At 61.8% G+C, this 17976-nt stretch carries 16 protein-coding genes; 4 read left to right on the forward strand and 12 right to left on the reverse strand.

Annotated features, from left to right (window positions below; translation table 11 throughout):
• Positions 1-49: 49 nt before the first annotated feature.
• From LIX93_RS18885 to LIX93_RS18915, 7 genes are all read right to left on the reverse strand, one after another.
• Complete coding sequence (locus LIX93_RS18885) at positions 50-1174, reverse strand: AGE family epimerase/isomerase (RefSeq protein WP_226505570.1); 1125 nt, start codon at positions 1172-1174, stop codon at positions 50-52.
• A 228-nt stretch (positions 1175-1402) separates the two neighbouring features.
• Positions 1403-1972 (reverse strand): HupE/UreJ family protein, encoded by a 570-nt coding sequence (locus tag LIX93_RS18890; RefSeq protein WP_226505571.1) that lies wholly within the window; start codon positions 1970-1972, stop codon positions 1403-1405.
• Positions 1973-2105: 133 nt separating this feature from the next.
• Positions 2106-2720 carry an urease accessory protein UreG gene (gene ureG, locus LIX93_RS18895; RefSeq protein ID WP_226505572.1) on the reverse strand — a complete coding sequence of 205 codons (615 nt, stop codon included), beginning with the start codon at positions 2718-2720 and terminating at the stop codon, positions 2106-2108.
• A 10-nt stretch (positions 2721-2730) separates the two neighbouring features.
• The gene (locus LIX93_RS18900) at positions 2731-3405 is read right to left on the reverse strand and encodes an urease accessory protein UreF (protein WP_226505573.1); all 675 of its coding nucleotides are present in this window, start codon (positions 3403-3405) and stop codon (positions 2731-2733) included.
• Positions 3402-3902 (reverse strand): urease accessory protein UreE, encoded by a 501-nt coding sequence (gene ureE / locus LIX93_RS18905; RefSeq protein ID WP_226505574.1) that lies wholly within the window; start codon positions 3900-3902, stop codon positions 3402-3404. The genes LIX93_RS18900 and ureE overlap by 4 nt, the downstream gene beginning before the upstream one ends.
• A gap of 174 nt (positions 3903-4076) precedes the next feature.
• Positions 4077-4703, reverse strand: coding sequence for a TetR family transcriptional regulator (locus tag LIX93_RS18910; protein WP_226505575.1), 627 nt, complete (start codon positions 4701-4703; stop codon positions 4077-4079).
• Positions 4704-4869: 166 nt separating this feature from the next.
• Positions 4870-5406 carry a phage infection protein gene (locus LIX93_RS18915; RefSeq protein ID WP_226505576.1) on the reverse strand — a complete coding sequence of 179 codons (537 nt, stop codon included), beginning with the start codon at positions 5404-5406 and terminating at the stop codon, positions 4870-4872.
• A 332-nt stretch (positions 5407-5738) separates the two neighbouring features.
• Here LIX93_RS18915 and LIX93_RS18920 point away from each other — a divergent pair, with 332 nt between their 5' ends.
• Entirely contained in the window at positions 5739-7814 is a 2076-nt protein-coding gene (locus LIX93_RS18920) for an AsmA family protein (RefSeq protein WP_226505577.1), read from the forward strand.
• Between the two features lie 187 nt (positions 7815-8001).
• On the opposite strand, the gene LIX93_RS18925 is transcribed toward LIX93_RS18920, so the two are convergent.
• Together LIX93_RS18925 and osmE are read right to left on the reverse strand one after the other, a co-directional pair.
• A complete protein-coding gene (locus tag LIX93_RS18925) occupies positions 8002-8535 on the reverse strand; it encodes a ferritin-like domain-containing protein (protein ID WP_226505578.1) in 534 nt (177 codons plus the stop codon).
• 176 nt (positions 8536-8711) lie between these two features.
• Positions 8712-9053 carry an osmotically-inducible lipoprotein OsmE gene (gene osmE, locus LIX93_RS18930; RefSeq protein WP_226505579.1) on the reverse strand — a complete coding sequence of 114 codons (342 nt, stop codon included), beginning with the start codon at positions 9051-9053 and terminating at the stop codon, positions 8712-8714.
• 195 nt (positions 9054-9248) lie between these two features.
• Here osmE and LIX93_RS18935 point away from each other — a divergent pair, with 195 nt between their 5' ends.
• Together LIX93_RS18935 and LIX93_RS18940 are read left to right on the forward strand one after the other, a co-directional pair.
• Complete coding sequence (locus tag LIX93_RS18935; protein ID WP_226505580.1) at positions 9249-9539, forward strand: PsiF family protein; 291 nt, start codon at positions 9249-9251, stop codon at positions 9537-9539.
• 195 nt (positions 9540-9734) lie between these two features.
• Positions 9735-10745: a hypothetical protein gene (locus tag LIX93_RS18940; RefSeq protein WP_226505581.1), complete on the forward strand. Its 1011-nt coding sequence runs from the start codon at positions 9735-9737 to the stop codon at positions 10743-10745.
• 130 nt (positions 10746-10875) lie between these two features.
• Here LIX93_RS18940 and LIX93_RS18945 read toward each other — a convergent pair whose 3' ends face one another.
• Positions 10876-12147, reverse strand: coding sequence for an Hsp70 family protein (locus tag LIX93_RS18945; protein ID WP_226505582.1), 1272 nt, complete (start codon positions 12145-12147; stop codon positions 10876-10878).
• Positions 12148-12419: 272 nt separating this feature from the next.
• Here LIX93_RS18945 and LIX93_RS18950 point away from each other — a divergent pair, with 272 nt between their 5' ends.
• Entirely contained in the window at positions 12420-13379 is a 960-nt protein-coding gene (locus LIX93_RS18950; RefSeq protein WP_226505583.1) for a DnaJ C-terminal domain-containing protein, read from the forward strand.
• A gap of 53 nt (positions 13380-13432) precedes the next feature.
• Here LIX93_RS18950 and LIX93_RS18955 read toward each other — a convergent pair whose 3' ends face one another.
• The gene (locus tag LIX93_RS18955; protein ID WP_226505584.1) at positions 13433-16063 is read right to left on the reverse strand and encodes a membrane-targeted effector domain-containing toxin; all 2631 of its coding nucleotides are present in this window, start codon (positions 16061-16063) and stop codon (positions 13433-13435) included.
• Between the two features lie 120 nt (positions 16064-16183).
• Complete coding sequence (gene ureC / locus LIX93_RS18960; protein WP_226505585.1) at positions 16184-17884, reverse strand: urease subunit alpha; 1701 nt, start codon at positions 17882-17884, stop codon at positions 16184-16186.
• Between the last annotated feature and the right edge of the window lie 92 nt (positions 17885-17976).

Here is a 17976-nt window from a genome sequence, read left to right on the forward strand (position 1 = left end):
TGGGAGCGAGGCTTGCCCGCGAAGGCGGCCGAGTGAACCCTCTCGCGGCTTACAGCTGCAGCGCAGCCGCAATGCCCTGATAGCTGGTCGCCAGGTGATACGGCGTAGTCGACGGCATATCATGCCGGCTGATTTCGCCAGTACCATCACGGCACTCGATCCAGCCTTGGTCGTGCAGGAAACGCTCGCGCAGCACGGCCAACTGAGCGGCGACCCGCTCTTGCGCATCGGGACGCAGCGTCAGCGCCCGCAGATACTCGGCTTGCGCCCAGATGCGCTGGGTGGCGTCACGTACGCTGCCATCGGGGTGCAGCATCGCCAGCACCGCGCCGTCCTTCACGCCGTGCACCTGAGCAAAGCCGAACGCCTGCTCCAGCGAGCGATGCAGCGGGCTGCCGCGCAGGATCGGCGATGCTCCCACCAGGTAATACCATTCGAACTGATGCCCAGGCTCGAACCAGTTATCCACAGCCCCCAGCGGCTTCTCCAGCATCAAGTTATTCACAGGCTCGACGAAGTGCTTGTGCATGGCGTTGGTCAGCGCCAGCAAGGCCGTGTGCACCTGTGCGTCGTCGCGCACCGACAGTGCGGCGAGAAAGGCCTCGGTCAGGTGCATCAGCGGATTCTGCAGCGGGCCCTCGCCCAAGCTGGCCCAGTCACGGGCCAGGCACGAATCGTACAAGCCCTCGCTGGTGGCAAACTGCTCGAGGATCACTGTCAGCGCGCCGTCGAGTACCGAGGCCACGAACGGCTCGCGGATCTTGTCCCAGTAATGGGCGCAGGCGAACAGGATGAAGGCGTGGGTGTAGAGGTCCTTGCGGGTATCCAGTGGCTCGCCCTGGGCGTCGACGCTGTAGAACCAGCCGCCGTGTTCGGCATCGTGGAAGTGCCGCTGCAGCGAGCGGAACAGCAACCCTGCGTGCTCATGGGCACCGGGATGCTGGCCGATCAGGCTGGAAAACACATACAGCTGGCGGGCGCAGGCCATGGCGCGATAGCGCTGCACGGGCAGGTGATGGTGCTCGGGGGTGAGCGCTTCATAGGGCAATGCCAGTTCGGCGTTCCAGCCGGGGCCGCTCCACATCGGGACGATGGTATGCATGAAATGGCGTTGCACATCGGCAAAGGCCGCGGTCATTTCAGGCGCAGCGGTAAATCCAGGAACATGGGGCATTGGCTAGAAGTCATCGCGTCGGGCAGGGATGGATGCGCGATATGGTAGCAGGGGTGGGGGGGCAGTACACGGATGGTTGAGTTGCGGTGATGCCGATGGCCCTTTCGCCGCCGAACGCGCAACCTCCCTCCCGCACAGTCGTCTGGTCCTGAGTCGTCCACCGGTGGAAGCACGGCTTGCCCGCGAAGCCTTTGAAGCTTCACGGGCAGAGCCGCTCCCGTAGAGGGATCAGGCAGCCAGCAGCCACACCCCGGCCAGCGCCGACAGTGCGCCCAGTACGCGCACCAGCGGCGCGGCGGCTTGCGGCAATACGCGCACCAGGCCGTATCCGGCGGCATGCAGTACGGCGGTAGCGGCCACGAAGCCCACCGCATAGGTCCAAGGGCTGGACATTTCGGGCAGTTCAAGGCCGTGGGCAACACCGTGGAACAGGGCGAACAGTGCGGTCGCCGTCACAGCCAGCACCAAGGGGGGACGCACTGCCAGCGCCACGGCCAGGCCCAGCGCCAGCACCGAGGCGGCGATGCCGCTTTCCAGTGCCGGCAGTTGCAGCCCTTCGAAACCCAGCACGCCGCCGATCAGCATGGTACCGACGAAGGTGCAGGGCAGTGCCCAGCGTGCCGCGCCTTGTTGTTGTGCAGCCCACAGGCCGACGGCAATCATCGCGAGCAGGTGGTCCATGCCGGTCAGCGGGTGGGCGATGCCGGCGATCAGGCCAGTGCCGTGGCCGGGGTGGGCGAAGGCGGCGGCGGGGGCCAGGAGCAGGGCAACAGCGGCCAGGACTTTTTTCAGGTTCATGTTCGGGCTTCCTTGATGAGCTTTGATTTGCGGTGTTGGGGCGGGCCCCTTCGCTTGCGACGCGTGCTCCCACAGCTTTACGCATGCTCTGTGGGAGGGCCGCGCGTGTGGCGGCGCAGGGATCACCGAATACTTAAGCGGCGCTCAGTAGCCCCTGGCGTTCGATGAAGGCGATGATGGTCTCCAGGCCCTGGCCGGTTTTCTGGTTGCTGAAGACGAAAGGTTTTTCACCGCGCATGCGTTTGGTATCGCTATCCATCATTTCCAACGAGGCACCGACCAGTGGCGCCAGGTCGATCTTGTTGATCACCAGCAGATCGGATTTGCAGATACCCGGGCCGCCTTTGCGCGGCAGCTTGTCGCCCGCCGACACGTCGATCACATAGATGGTCAGGTCCGACAGTTCCGGGCTGAAGGTCGCCGACAGGTTGTCGCCGCCGGATTCCACCAGGATCAGGTCCAGGCCGGGGAAGCGCCGATTGAGTTGGTCCACCGCCTCGAGGTTGATGGACGCATCTTCGCGAATCGCGGTGTGCGGGCAGCCGCCGGTTTCGACGCCGATGATGCGCTCCGGCGCCAAGGCCTCGTTGCGCACCAGGAAATCCGCATCTTCACGGGTATAGATGTCGTTGGTGACCACGGCCAGGTTGTACCGCTCGCGTAGGGCCAGGCACAGGGCCAATGTGAGGGCGGTCTTGCCGGAGCCGACCGGGCCGCCGATACCAACGCGCAGAGGCTGAGAGTTCATCGATATTCTCCTAGGAACGGAACAGGCGGCTGTATTGGCGTTCATGGGCCATGCTCGCCAGGGACAGGCCAAACGCGGCGCTGCCATAGTGTTGAGGGTCAAGGGTGGTGGCCAGCTGCTGGGCGCGCTGCAGGTGGGGCTGTAATTCGCTGGTCAATCGCTGCGCGGCCTGTTGGCCGAGCGGCAGGGTTTTCATCAGCACGGCCAGCTGGTTTTCCAGCCAGCTCCACAGCCAGGCGGCGAGGGCATCGGTCGGCTCGATCTGCCAGGCGCGGGCAGCCAGTGCCCAGCCGAGGGCCAGATGCGGCTCGTCGGTGGCCTGCAGGAATTCGCGCGCAGGGTCGTCCAGCTCTGCAAGGCCGAGCAGCAATTGCTTGAGCGAATAGCCCATCTGCCGGCTTTCGAGCTGCAACTCGCGGGTTTCGCGGCTGGCGCGGTGTTGTTCGCAGAGCACCCGCAACTGCGTCCAGTCCTGATCGAGGGCGGCTTGGCAGTGGGCCAGCAGCAGCGGCGCTTCGAAACGGGCGAGGTTGAGCAGCAATTGGTCGCTGATCCAACGGGCGGCGGCTTGCGGGCTGTTCACCCGGCCATCGTCGACGGCCATTTCCAACCCTTGGGAATAGCTGTAGCCGCCAATCGGCAATTGCGGACTGGCCAGCCGCAGCAGGGCCCAGGCCGGATTCATTTACGCACGCCGAACTGATGCAGCTTGGGCGCGTAGTTGAAGTCTTCATCGCCATGACGTGAGTGGTGATGGCCGCCGCCGTAGGCTCCGTGCTCCGGCTGGAACGGTGCCTCCAGGGCGATGGTGGTAGCGCCCAGCTGTTCGAGCATGGCCTTGAGTACGTAATCGTCGAGCAGGCGCAGCCAGCCGTTGCCTACTTGCAGGGCAACGTGGCGATTGCCCAGATGGTAGGCGGCGCGGGTCAGTTCGAAGGCGTTGGCGCAGGTCACGTGCAGCAATTGCTCGGGGCGGGCTACCACTCGGACCACGCGGCCGTCTTCTGCCTCCAGGCATTCGCCGTCGTAGAGCGGTGGTTGGCCGCGTTCGAGGAACAACCCGACATCCTCGCCGTCGGCACTAAAACAGCGCAGGCGACTTTTGCTGCGGGCCTCGAAATTCAGGTGAATTTCAGCCGACCAGTCAGGTTTTTTTTCGATTCTGCGGTGGATAACCAACATTCAAAGGCTTCCAGCTAATTGCGGTGGCTATGACAGAGCAAGTGTCTTGCCAATCGAAGGCTAGCTCGAAAATGCTAGAAAAGCCGCGCCATGCGCGTGAATTCAGGGCGCTCAGGTGTTCCGATTTGGGGCTTTCGCCTTGTTTTTGTTCTTTTTTGGTGCGTTACGGCGTATTCAGCTGCCTAACCCCTGCCAGTGGCGGGCGCCGACAAAGATGAAGCGTAGCTGCTGGATGATCTTGGCTTCAGGTGACAGATACGCGGGCAATGGGTGCGGCGGCGGATCGATCAGCTCGGGCAGGGTGGCGAATACCGATTTGACCACCAAGTCGGCCATTACCGACAGCGAGGCGGCATCCAGATGCTGCCAGCGTGGCATCTGTCCGAGGTCCGCGGCGAGGTCCGAGCTGATGCCGTTGCGCAGGGTCGTCAGGGCCTGACGTACGGGGAGCGAGCCACCGTATTGCTCACGGGCGAGAAACAGGAATTGCGGGCGGTTGGCAGCCACGGCATCGAGAAAGATGCGCACCGAGGCGTCGGTGATGCCGCCAAGGATCAGTTCGTTATGCCGCACCAGGCGAATGGTGGCGCGAAAGGTTTCGCCCACTTCGCTGACCAGGGCGAGGCCGAGGTGGTCCATGTCTTCGAAATGCCGATAGAAGCCAGTGGGGACGATACCCGCCGCCTTGCTCACTTCGCGCAGGCTGATGCTGCCGAAACCTCGGCCGGACGCCATCAGTTGCCGTGCGGCTTCCAGAAGGGCCTGTCGGGTCTGCAATTTCTGTTCGGCGCGCGGGAGCATGGGCTGGCTGGCTTTCTGGGAGGGCAGCCTTGCACTTTAGCAAATCACTGGAAGGGGGGCGAACCTGAGATGCGGGAATGGCGCGGGATGGTGTTCAGCTAGCGACATTTTGCGGACAAAACAAAAGCCCGGTGGGTTTGCCGGGCTTTTTTCGGGGCAGTCAAACTTAGCTCACTTGAGTCAGGTTACGCTCGGCACCGTCTTGAGCGACAGTGTTCAGCTGACGATCAGCACCGTCTTGGGCGACCGAATTCAGCTGACGATCAGCACCGTCTTGGGCGACCGAGTTCAGCTGGCGATCAGCACCGTCTTGGGCGACCGAGTTCAGCTGGCGATCAGCACCGTCTTGGGCGACCGAGTTCAGCTGACGATCAGCACCGTCTTGGGCGACCGAGTTCAGCTGGCGATCAGCCCCGTCTTGAGCGACCGAGTTCAGCTGGCGATCAGCACCGTCTTGAGCGACCGAGTTCAGCTGACGATCAGCACCGTCTTGAGCGACCGAGTTCAGCTGACGATCAGCGCCGTCTTGAGCAACGGTGTTCAGCGAACGATCAGCACCGTCCTGCGCAATGGTGTAAGTGTGCGAAATCGAGGCAGCGCTGGTTTTCATCTGGCTCGACAGGTCTTGATGAGTGACCGGTGCAGCAAAAGCGTTTGCAGCCAGAATCGAGAGGGTCAGGGTAAGCAGCATTTGGCGTTTCATGATGGGTTGCTCCGGGGAAGGGCGTTAAGTTGTCTACGGAGCCAATACTACTCCCGAGAATTTGATATAAAAGTTCATAACAGCAATGGTAACAATCAACCAAATTGATTGTTTGCTGCAGGGCACGCCAATCAAGGGTTCCAGCCGATTGAAAACGCCCTGCTTCGGGGATTTTCCGACGCCGAACGCTTCATCATCGAGCGCGTTGATACATCGGAACATTCGATACCGGCTGCGAAAATCGAAACCGATGGGTCATTTATCAGTCACAGCCTATATAGCTAGAGCGCGCTCACACCTGAGTAGGCCGCTGTCACCAGGAGAAAGCCGCAATGTCGCGCACAGGAAAAGCCATCAGCTGGACGCTAGCCACCCTCGCGGTACTGCTGGTCATTATCGCGGTGGTCATTGCCACCTTCGATTGGAACCGGCTCAAGCCGACCATCAACGAAAAGGTCTCGGCAGCCCTGCATCGACCGTTCGCCATCAATGGCAATCTGGCGGTGGTGTGGCAGCGCGAGGCCGAAGAGGGCGGCTGGCGTGCGTGGGTGCCATGGCCGCACTTCGTGGCCGAGGACATCACCTTGGGCAACCCCGACTGGTCAAAAAACCCGCAAATGGCCGGCCTCAAGCGTATCGAGTTTCGCCTGGCGCCCTTGCCGCTGCTGGCCGAGCGCGTGGTCATTCCGCGTATCGACCTGACCGAACCCAGTGCGGATCTGCAGCGGCTGGCCGATGGTCGCGCCAACTGGACCTTCCAGTTCGACCCCAAGGATCCCAATGCCGAGCCCTCCAGTTGGGTGATCGACATCGGCGCCATTGGTTTCGACAAAGGTCATGTCACCTATAACGACGCCACGCTCAATGCGCAGATCGACGTCGTGATCGATCCACTCGGCAAGCCGATTCCCTACAGCGAAATTGCCGGCAACGGCGCGGCCAAGAAGGTCAGCGATCAGGGCGGCAGCGCTCAGGACTATGCGTTCGGGCTCAAGGTGGGAGGCCGCTACAAAGGCCAGGCACTGGATGCCACGGGCAAGATCGGCGGTTTGCTGGCGTTGCAGGATGCCGCCCAGCCGTTCCCGGTGCAGGTGGATCTGAAGGTCGACCAAACCCGGATCGGCGTGGTTGGCACTCTGACCGATCCGCGCAACCTCGGCGCCCTGGACCTGCGCCTGCGTCTGGCCGGCAGCAGCCTGGGCAACCTTTATCCACTGACCGGCGTGACACTGCCGGATTCGCCGCCTTACTCCACCGACGGACACCTGATCGCCAAGCTGCACGAGGCGGGCGGGGCATCGTTCAAGTACGAAAACTTCAACGGCAAGATCGGCGATAGCGATATTCACGGCGATCTGGGCTTCGTTGCCAGCCAGCCACGGCCGAAACTGAGCGGCGCGCTGGTCTCCAATCAGCTGCTGTTCACTGACCTCGCACCGCTGATCGGTGCCGACTCCAACGCTGAGCAGAAAGCTCGGGGCGGCGCCAGCAAGCAACCGACGGACAAAGTGTTGCCGGTCGAGCAATTCAAGACCGATCGCTGGGCGGCCATGGATGCCGATGTCGAGTTCACCGGCAAGCGCATCGTGCACAGCGAGAAACTGCCGTTCACCGATCTTTATACCCATGTGATTCTCGACAACGGCCAGATCCGCCTCGAGCCGCTGCGCTTTGGCGTGGCGGGCGGCAAGCTGGACGCCCAGATCGATCTCAACGGCCGCACCACGCCGTTGCAAGGTCACGCCAAGGTCACCGCGCGCGGCTTCAAGCTCAAGCAATTGGCGCCTTCGTTCGCGCCGATGCAGACCAGTTTCGGCGAGCTCAACGGTGACGCTGATATCGCCGGTACCGGCAACTCGGTGGCCGCATTGCTGGGCAGCGCCAACGGCAATCTGAAGATGTTGATCAACGACGGCACCATCAGCCGCGACCTGATGGAAATCGCCGGCCTCAATGTCGGTAATTTCGTGGTCGGCAAGATTTTCGGCGACAAGGAAGTGAAGATCAACTGCGCCGCCGCCGACCTGGGCATCAAGGACGGCCTGGCCAAGCCCAACCTGTTCGTGTTCGATACCGAGAACGCGATCATCTATATCGATGGCACCGCCAACTTCAAGAGCGAGCAGTTGGACATGAAGATCAGCCCGGAATCCAAAGGCTTCCGCTTGCTGTCGCTGCGCTCGCCGCTGTATGTGCGCGGGCCGTTCGCCAAGCCGGGAGCGGGCGTGCAGGCCGTGCCGCTGTTGCTGCGTGGCGCCGGGATGATTGCGCTGGGCGCGGTGGCCGGGCCGGCGGCAGGGCTGCTGGCCTTGGTGGCGCCGAGTGGCGGTAACGAGCCCAATCAGTGCACGCCGCTGCTGCAGCAGATGCGCGACGGCAAGGCGCCAAAGACGGTGTCGTCCAACTGATTAGTCTGAAGCGAGATGCCCATGTGCGAGCGGGCCTCTGCCCGCGAAGGCGTCCTTGCCGTCGACGCATGCCTCCAGTTGCACCGCGTCGCGTCAGTCCTGGTCAGAGATCGGTCCTACAGGGGCGGTGCGACTGGGCAGGCACAAAAAAACCAGGCACTCGCCTGGTTTTTTTACACCCCTGATATCACAGGCTGTTGTAGATATCCGCCATGTCATCGGCGTGCTCTTCTTCCTGAGCCAGGATGTCTTCGAAGATGCGGCGAGTGGTCGGGTCTTTCTCGCCGATGTACTGGATGATTTCGCGGTAGCTGTCGACGGCGATACGCTCGGCCACCAAGTCTTCGTAAACCATCTCTTTAAGCGTGCTGCCTGCCACATATTGCGCGTGGGACAGGCCGCTGATCAGGTCAGGGTTGAATTCCGGCTCGCCGCCCAGCTGCACGATGCGCTCGGCCAGCTTGTCAGCATGTTCGGATTCCTGCTGCGCGTGCTCGAGGAATTCGTCGGCAGCGATGCTGGATTTCAGGCCGTTGGCCATGAAGTAGTGACGCTTGTAGCGCAGCACGCAGACCAGCTCGGTGGCCAGCGACTCGTTGAGCAAGCGGATGATTTCTTCGCGGTCGCCGCTATAGCCTTCAGTCACGGCGCCTTTGTCGACATTCACGCGCGCGCGTTCACGCAGGGTGTTCTTGTCGGTGAGTTGCAGATTAATGGTCATTATCTCTCTCCAGGCTGGATACGGTCGGATCACGGTGAGCGCCACACTCTCTACGCGCCATGGTGCAGGCGCCGGGTGTGGTCGATGCTTAAGGTGTGAGTGGCTGGCGCGGCGAAAGTTTTACCGAGTGCATCCAACGGCAACTTCAACGCGGCGCGCCAGCGCGGGAGGGCGTGTTACATGGCTTTCTGGTTGGTCGCATGCTGGGCGCAGGTCATGAAGCCTTTGCTGTCGACATGGCCGGTGCCGTCGAAGCTGACGTAATAGGCCTGCTGCTTGCCGTCGCGGTTAAGCACATAGTTGTTGCAGGTACCGGCAGCCGAGGTGGCGGTGCCATCCTTTACCGTCGACGGCGACCCGCCGATGGCGATCACTTGCTGCATGGTCATGCCAGTCTCTACCTGCTTGACCAGCGGCTCGTTGCGGTAGGTGACGAAGTCCACGGGGTTTTCCGGGGTGGTCGAGCAGCCGGCCACGGATGCCAATACACAAAATGCTGCCAATGCTTGCTTGTACATAAAGGTCGCTCCTACGCGTGGCCGATAGTGGCCATGTAATATGTAGGGCCACGGCGTGGCGCCAGAGTTCGAAAAATCTTGCGCCGGGTTAAAGACTGGTACGCCAGGTTTGCCTGCGAAAGAGATTTGTAAGCGAGTTTGTCTACACTCCAGGCTGAGGGCGCGCTATTCGCCGCGCCAAAAGGAGACCACTCCATGAAATGCTCGTATGTCGCGATGATCTTGACGGGGTTGATGATGGGTTCGCAGGCGTTCGCCGCGACCGCGCAGCAGGAGAAAATGAAGACCTGTAATGCCGATGCCAGCGCCAAGACACTCAAGGGCGATGAGCGCAAGAGTTTCATGAGCAGTTGCCTGAAAGCCGCGCCGGCACCGGCCGCCACCCAGCAGGACAAGATGAAGACCTGCAACGCCGACGCGACCACCCAGGCACTGAAGGGGGATGCGCGCAAGACGTTCATGAGTGGGTGTTTGAAGAAGAAGTGATCGTTTCGATAACGCTGGGCATGACTGACTGACGCCTTTGCGGGCAAGCCTCGCACCCACAGAGGTATGACTCGACTCTGTGGGTGCGAGGCTTACCCGCAAAGGGGCACCCCCGGGCAATACCGTACCCACTGGCTCTACAGCGCGAAGGCTGGCAGACTGCCCATCCCTTCACGCCGTTTGTCTTGAGGCTGTATGCCAACGTTCTCCCAGCGTCACGTATTGTTGGCCAGTCTAGTCATTGTCATGGGCGGGCTGTATCTGGTGCTGCCGTTGCGCTTGTTGCCCAGCCTGCTGGCCGGACTGCTGGTGTTCGAGCTGGTCAATATGCTCACCCCGCAACTGCAACGCCTGATCGCAGGGCGCCGCGCGCGCTGGCTGGCGGTGGCATTGCTGGGCACTCTGGTGGTCAGCGTGCTCGCGCTGATTTTTGCCGGCATCATCAGTTTCGTGCTGCACGAGGCGGAAAACCCCGGCGCTTCGTTGGACAAATTCATGGGCGTGGTCGATCGCGCACGCAGCCAGTTGCCGCCGTTCATCGACGCCTACCTGCCGGCCAGTGCCGCCGAGTTCCGTATCGCCATCAGCGGCTGGCTGGGCAAGCATCTCACCGATCTGCAGTTGATGGGCAAGGACGCTGCCCACACCTTCGTGACCCTGCTGATCGGCATGGTCCTGGGTGCCATCGTCGCCTTGCAGAACCTGCCCGATCCGACCCAGCGCAAGCCGTTGTCCGCCGCGCTGTTCGATCGCCTGTCGCTGCTGGTTCAGGCGTTTCGCAATATCGTTTTCGCGCAGATCAAGATCTCGCTGTTGAACACCGCGTTTACCGCGATCTTCCTGGCGGTGGTGCTGCCGTTGTGCGGGATCAAGTTGCCGCTGACCAAGACCCTGATCGTGCTGACGTTCCTGCTGGGGCTGCTGCCAGTGATCGGCAACCTGATGTCCAACGCGCTGATCACTATCGTCGGCCTGTCGTTGTCGATCTGGGTGGCGGTGGCGGCGCTGGGGTATCTGATCGTGATCCACAAGGTCGAGTATTTCCTCAACGCGCGGATCGTCGGCGGGCAGATCAGCGCCAAGGCGTGGGAGCTGCTGTTGGCGATGCTGGTGTTCGAGGCCGCGTTCGGGCTACCTGGGGTGGTGGCGGGGCCCATCTATTACGCGTATCTCAAGAGCGAGCTGCGATTGCAGGGATTGGTGTAACCCTCAAGGGCCTCTTCGCCGCCGAACGCGCACCCTTGCTCCCACAGATGTACACAGGTCCAGCTTTCACACCTGTGGGAGCAAGGCTTTCCCGCGAAGAGGCCCGCGAGAACGCCATCATCACCAAGCCTTACATATCCCCATAACGCTTGCGCGCTTCGATCGCCAGGCCGCTGCCGATGCTGCCAAAGATGTTGCCTTCCACATGCCGCGCGTTGGGCAGCATCGCCGAGACGCTCTGGCGCAACGCCGGAATCCCGCTCGAACCACCGGTAAAGAACACCGTATCGACCTGGTCCACTCGCACGCCGGCTTTGTCCAGCAAGCTGGTGACACTGCCGCGCACCCGCTCCAGCAAGCCGTTGATCGACTGTTCGAACAGCGCTCGGGTGAGTTCGACGCTCAACTCCGGCTGAATGCGATCAAGGGCCACGAGGCGCTGGTCGCGTTCGGTGAGCTGGATCTTGGTTTCTTCGACTTCCATCGCCAGCCAGTGCCCGGCGCGCTGCTCGATCAGCTTGAACAACCGGTCGATGCCGTCGGTGTCCTGGATGTCGTAGCGCATGCTGCCCAGCGCCTGCTGGGACTTTTGCGAGTACACCGAGTTGATGGTGTGCCAGGTGGCCAGGTTGAGGTGCAGGCTGGTGGGCATGAACGCGCCGCTTTTCATGCGGCTGCCGTAGCCAAACAGCGGCATCACGCCTTGCAGGCTCAGCTGCTTGTCGAAGTCGGTACCGCCGATATGCACGCCGCCGGTGGCGAGGATGTCATCCTGGCGGTCATCGTGGTCGCGACGTTCAGGGCTCAGGCGTACCAGCGAGAAGTCCGAGGTACCCCCGCCGATGTCGACGATCAGCACCAGCTCTTCGCGCTCGATGGTCGACTCGTAGTCGAAGGCCGCAGCGATCGGCTCGTACTGGAACGAGACCTCGCTAAAGCCGATCTTGCGCGCCACTTCGGCCAGGGTGTCTTCGGCCTCCTGGTCGGCGAGCGGATCATCGTCGACGAAATGCACCGGGCGGCCCAGCACCACGGCGTCGAACGGGCGGCCGGCGTTGGTTTCGGTGCGCTTCTTGAGTTCGCCGATGAACATCCCCAGCAGGTCCTTGAACGGCAGGGCGGTGCCCAGCACGCTGGTGTCATGCTTGATCAGCTTGGAACCGAGCAGGCTTTTGAGCGAGCGCATCAGGCGCCCTTCATAGCCTTCGAGGTACTCGTGCAGAGCCATGCGGCCATAGGCGGGGCGGCGCTCCTCGAGGTTGAAAAAAACCACGGACGGCAGGGTGATCTTGCCGTCCTCCAGCGCGATCAGCGACTCCTCGCCAGGGCGATGCCAGCCGACGGTGGAGTTGGAGGTGCCGAAGTCGATGCCGCAGGCACGGGCCGGGGATACGTTTTTCATGTTGTCGAGGGTTCCGGTAAAAAACGGCCGCGCAGTGTATGCCAGTCGTTGACAGAATCGAAGGCCGAATATCCGTTATTTACCCGCTGGATGCCTTGAAAGAACATCAACGACCCCCAATTTAGTCTTATCGATCCGGCCTGCGGGATTCTTTTCGCACAGGTGTATTCATTCACGCCCCTGCAGGGCCGATAAACTTCCATCGCGCTTCAGCGTCTCACGCCGTGAACGCTGGCGCCGCGACCCCGGTAAACGAAGGTGGTTACCCTCCAATGGATTTCAAAGACTACTACAAGATCCTCGGCGTAGAGCCGACGGCGGATGAAAAAGAGATCAAGTCCGCCTACCGCAAACTGGCGCGCAAGTATCACCCTGACGTCAGCAAGGAGGCGGGTGCTGAAGACAAGTTCAAGGAAGCTTCCGAGGCCTATGAGGCTTTGAGCAACCCGGAAAAACGCGCCGAGTACGACGAGCTGCGCAAATACGGCCAGCACGGGCGGCCGTTCCAGGGCCCGCCGGGCTGGCAGGGGCGCGGCGGTGGCGGTTTCGACGAAGGCGCCGATTTTTCCGACTTCTTCAGCTCCATTTTCGGCGGTTCCGGCGGCGGACGGCCGGGCGGCAATCCGTTCGGCAGCGCTCAAGGGCGTAGCCGTGGCCGCGATGGCCAGGATGTGCAGATGGAGCTACCGGTGTCGCTGGAGGAAACTCTGGCGACCGAGTCGAAGAAGATCAGCTTCAAGGTGCCGCAGCACAATGGGGCCGGGCAGCGCGTGGCGGATTCGCTGAAAACCCTCAACGTGAAGATCCCCGCCGGGGTCGCGGACGGCGAGCGCATTCGCCTCAAAGGCCAAGGCGCGCCGGGCATCGGCGGCGGTGCCACGGGTGACCTGTACCTGACTATCAACTTTGAAAAACATCCGTTTTTCGAGGTGGATGGCGACGATCTGATCCTCCAGGTGCCGTTGGCGCCCTGGGAAGTAGCACTGGGCACCAAGGTGGCAGTGCCGACCCTGACCGGGCGCATCAACCTGACTATCCGCCCGGACAGTCAGAACGGCCAGCGCCTACGGGTCAAGGGCAACGGTCTGCTGAACAAACAGGGTCAGCGCGGCGACCTGTTCGCGCAGATCAAAGTGGTGATGCCCACCCATAACGACGCCGAAGCGCAGGCCCTGTGGGAATCGTTGGCGAACAACGCCGAGTTCGATCCACGGGCCAACTGGAGCCGCTGATCGACAGCAGCGTCCGCCCATTCACTGCAAGTGAGGACGGCCGCGGCCTTGGGTCAGACGCTGGCGCTCGACATCACCGAGCCCTCGGGCAAGGTCCCCATCTCGATCTGCAAATCGGTTCTGAGGTTACCTTGGGACCCTGCCAACCGCTGGCCAGGGTCTTCGCTGATAGTGAACGGCGTATTGCGTGATACATCCTTGACCCTCACCCCCACCGTGTCTGACAGGTCCGCCAAACCCGGTACGTCCTCGTAGGTGCTGACCTTGGTGTGGTCGACCAACGCAATCCAGCCGCTGGCCGGGCGCGCTGCCTGGTGGGCGCGTATACGCTGAATGGCGTAATAGTTGCGCATTTTCTGACCGATTCCCGCTTCCGTCTGGCTCAAACCATGCACCTGGTGGGCAGCGGCACAGTCGAGTGCCTTGACCTTGATCCCTTGCAGGCGCGCCATCTTGATGAGCTCCAAGGGGGTGTACTTCGCCAGGATCGACTGCCGGGTCAGGCGGGTCAGGTAGTTGTACAGTCCGCTGGGCATAAGGCCAGTCTCCAGGTAATGGTCCAGCCAGCCTTGATGCAGTTCCTTGATCAGCAGGTCGGTGTACAAAGTCTGTACGCCCTGCGATTTCAGGTCGCCCATGTACTTGATCAACAGCTTCTTGCTGCCAATTGCATCCTTCGCTTCACCGATGACCAGGCCTTGGCTCTGATCGTAGACCGCTTCGAAAAGCGTATCGGGGGTTGCCAATTCGTTGAATCGAGGTACCAGGATGCTGCGCGGCTCTCTGGGAAGGTTGAAGAAGAGCCGGGCGTGTGCGGCCAGCTCGTTACGCGCGACCAGCAGTTCATTTCTCGCCATGGCGAACGTATCGTCCAGCGTTGAGCTCATCAGTCGCGCACTGTCACGGCCGATCAGGGGTTCGATCAGCTCTACGTATTTCATCGAAACTTCGTAGGGTCGCAGCTGTATATCGAGTCGATGCGCTTCGACCATTTGCGGCGTGATTGCGCCAGAGGCTGACTCTTCGTCGGCGCCGACCACAAGCGGGTCGATGACTTCTTCAACATAGGGTTCCCACACGCCGCGCCAGTTGGCCTCGACGGGCCAGGCGCCGGTCAGGTTGTCGGGCGTCAGCGGGTTGATCACGACCCAGCGGTCCAGGACCTCAATGAACTCCACCTCATAGACTTTTTGCGCGAGCTGGATATAGCGCTTTTCGCCGCTCACGTAGAACAGACCGCCGGCGCCATTGATTTCGGTGGGCAGGACGGAGAGGTCGATATCGACCGCGTAGGGCATGGGCGATTGGGTCTCGACGACGGCAGGTGCTTCTTCGGCCAGGTCGGCGAACTCGTTGAGGATATGCTTGCCGCTGCCCTTGAGCATGGGCAGGCTGAACAGCAATGACAGCGCGTCGAGTGCTGCGGCTACCGCGGCCTTGCTTCGCTGCTCGTGGGTTTTGCCGTGCAGGACGACGGCCAGGTGGGCACCCAGGCTGATGGCCGAGGCGCCGACGACGGATGCCGCGACCAATGAATCACCCGGTGCGATCCCGGCGGTAACACGGACGAAGGCGCTGAGGTCGACCAGAAAGATGTCCTTGCGCAGCTGCCAGTTACTGGTGAGCATCGTCTGTGCTTCGGTTTCCAGGCGAGCGCGCAGGTTGTCGATCAGATAACTGAACACGTCCTTGGTAATCGGCTGGCTGGCGCCATTGAGCATGGTCTGCCCAGCGACCCAAGGCGTGCGCTGCATAGTGTCGAGCGTGGAGTTGAGGGTTTCGAGGGTCGAAGAATCGGTTTGATGGTGCGCCGTGAAATGCGAGAGCAGATGCTCACGCCGCGCCGGGTCGGCCGCCTGAACGCAGAACCATTCATAGACTTCACGTTCGGAGTGGAAGGTGTGGAACCAGTCAGGGGGCAGGTAGAGGGTTTGATGCCCTTGAGCATTTTTCACCCTTATGATGCCCGTGGCAGCTATTCCGCCCAGGGTCAGATCGGAGACTTCGGCCAGGTCTCTGCTGGTGACGGCTCGTTTCAATTGTGCAATGGTCGGAGGGAGCTTCAACGGGCCCGCCACGCTGAAGATGAATTGTTTGAAGGCGCGGCGACTGAGCAATCGACGGCGCATTGCCTCGAAGGCATAGCTCACGCAAAGGGCTTTAGCCACCAATCGCCCGCTGTCGCCCTGAGCGGTCCAGAACGCTTCCAGTTGCGTCTGATAGGCCTGCGCAAAATTGCCCTCCCACAAGTCATTCATGATGGTCAGTGGCGACAAAGCCAGTTCGTTGCGCTGGTCGAAGTGACCAGCCGTGCTGTCTGCGGTGTAGAAACCGCTCATGCTGTCCAGATCGATGGCGTTGATTTGATCGTTGACGTCGAAGCGGCGCTGGGTCAATTCGGTCATGGTTCGGGATTGGTCGGGCACACCATAGTGCTCCCAGCCGGTGAAGGTCTGTGGGTTGCTGATGGCATTGGAAAACCGGTGCCAGTACACAGTATCCGGATCCAGATCACGGCCAGTATGGACCTTGAGGATTCGGGCTGCTTCCTGACGAGCGCACTGGTTGACATCCGGGAAGGCGGTATAGAAATCAGTGGCAGCCTGGGTCAGTGCGGCGAGGGTTTGCTCAGGTGTTTCAGGCGACAGAGCGATCGCGTTCTCGGTTGCTTGGGTGTCGGACATGGCTGTCTCCTTGGTTGTAATGTCAGGAGTCAGCGAGGTTAGGGGGCGATGTGGAGGCTGATGCGGTATATACCTGCAGGCGCCTGCAGGCGCGTTGCCTGCATGACGCCCGTGAGCGCGCTAAAACAAAAAGTACCGCTGTGCCAGCGGCAGTACATCCGCCGGTTCACACCACAGCAGCACGCCATCGGCCTTGACCTGGTACGTCTGCGGATCGACATCGATCTGCGGCAGGTAGCCGTTGTGGATCAGGTCGGTCTTCTGCACCGTGCGGCAACCCTTCACGACGGCGATCTGTTTCTTCAACCCCAACTGCTCCGGCAAGCCGGCATCCAGTGCTGCCTGGCTGATGAAGGTCAGGCTGGTGGCATGGCGCGAGCCGCCATAGCTGGCGAACATCGGCCGGTAGTGCACGGGTTGCGGGGTGGGGATCGAGGCGTTGGCATCGCCCATCAGGCTGGCTGCGATCGCCCCACCCTTGAGGATAAGCGTCGGCTTGACGCCGAAGAACGCCGGGCGCCACAGCACCAGGTCGGCCCATTTGCCGATCTCGATCGAACCCACTTCGTGGCTGATGCCATGGGTGATGGCCGGGTTGATGGTGTACTTGGCGATGTAGCGCTTGATGCGGAAGTTGTCGTTGCCGGCCACGTCTTCGGCCAGCGGGCCGCGCTGTTTTTTCATCTTGTCGGCGGTTTGCCAGGTGCGCGTGATCACTTCGCCCACGCGGCCCATGGCCTGGCTGTCGGAGCTGATCATGGAGAACGCGCCGAGGTCGTGGAGGATGTCTTCGGCGGCGATGGTTTCGCGGCGGATGCGGCTTTCGGCAAAAGCGACGTCTTCGGCGATGCTGGGGTCGAGGTGATGGCAGACCATCAGCATGTCCAGGTGTTCGTCGATGGTGTTGCGGGTAAACGGCCGGGTCGGGTTGGTAGAACTCGGCAGCACGTTGGGCAGGCCGCACGCCTTGATGATGTCCGGGGCATGGCCGCCGCCGGCGCCTTCGGTGTGATAGGTATGGATGGTACGGCCCTTGAAGGCGCCCAGAGTGGTTTCGACGAAGCCCGATTCGTTGAGGGTGTCGGTGTGAATGGCCACCTGCACGTCGTACTGGTCGGCCACCGTCAGGCAGTTGTCGATGGCGGCTGGAGTGGTGCCCCAGTCTTCGTGCAGCTTGAGGCCGATGGCGCCGGCCTTGACCTGCTCGATCAGCGGTTCGGGCAAGCTGGCGTTGCCCTTGCCGGTCAGGCCGATGTTCATCGGGAAGGCGTCGGCGGCCTGCAGCATGCGCGCCAGGTGCCAAGGGCCCGAGGTACAGGTGGTGGCGTTGGTGCCGGTGGCCGGCCCGGTACCGCCGCCGATCATGGTGGTGACGCCGCTCATCAGCGCTTCTTCGATCTGCTGCGGGCAGATGAAGTGGATGTGGGTGTCGATACCGCCGGCGGTGAGAATCATGCCTTCGCCGGCGATGACTTCGGTGCTGGCGCCGATGGCGATGGTGACGTCCGGCTGAATGTCCGGGTTGCCGGCCTTGCCGATGGCGGCGATGCGCCCGTCCTTGAGGCCGACGTCAGCCTTGACCACGCCCCAGTGGTCGATGATCAGGGCGTTGGTGATCAGCGTGTCGACCACTTCGGCGGCCAGCAGCTGGCCCTGGCCCATGCCGTCGCGGATCACCTTGCCGCCGCCGAATTTCACTTCTTCGCCGTAATGGGTGAAGTCCTTTTCGACCTCGATCCACAGGTCGGTGTCGGCCAGGCGCACCTTGTCGCCAACGGTGGGGCCGAACATGTCGGCGTAGGCTTGTCTGGAAATCTTCAAATCTTCGTTCCTCAGCTTTGAAGCAGCTGCAAGCTTTTAGCCGCAAGCTTCAAGTAAAAGCAAAATGTGTGAGCACCGCGCTGTTTCTTGCA

The sequence above is a fragment of the Pseudomonas sp. MWU16-30317 genome (assembly GCF_020515695.1).
In the GTDB taxonomy this organism is placed as follows: Bacteria; Pseudomonadota; Gammaproteobacteria; order Pseudomonadales; family Pseudomonadaceae; genus Aquipseudomonas.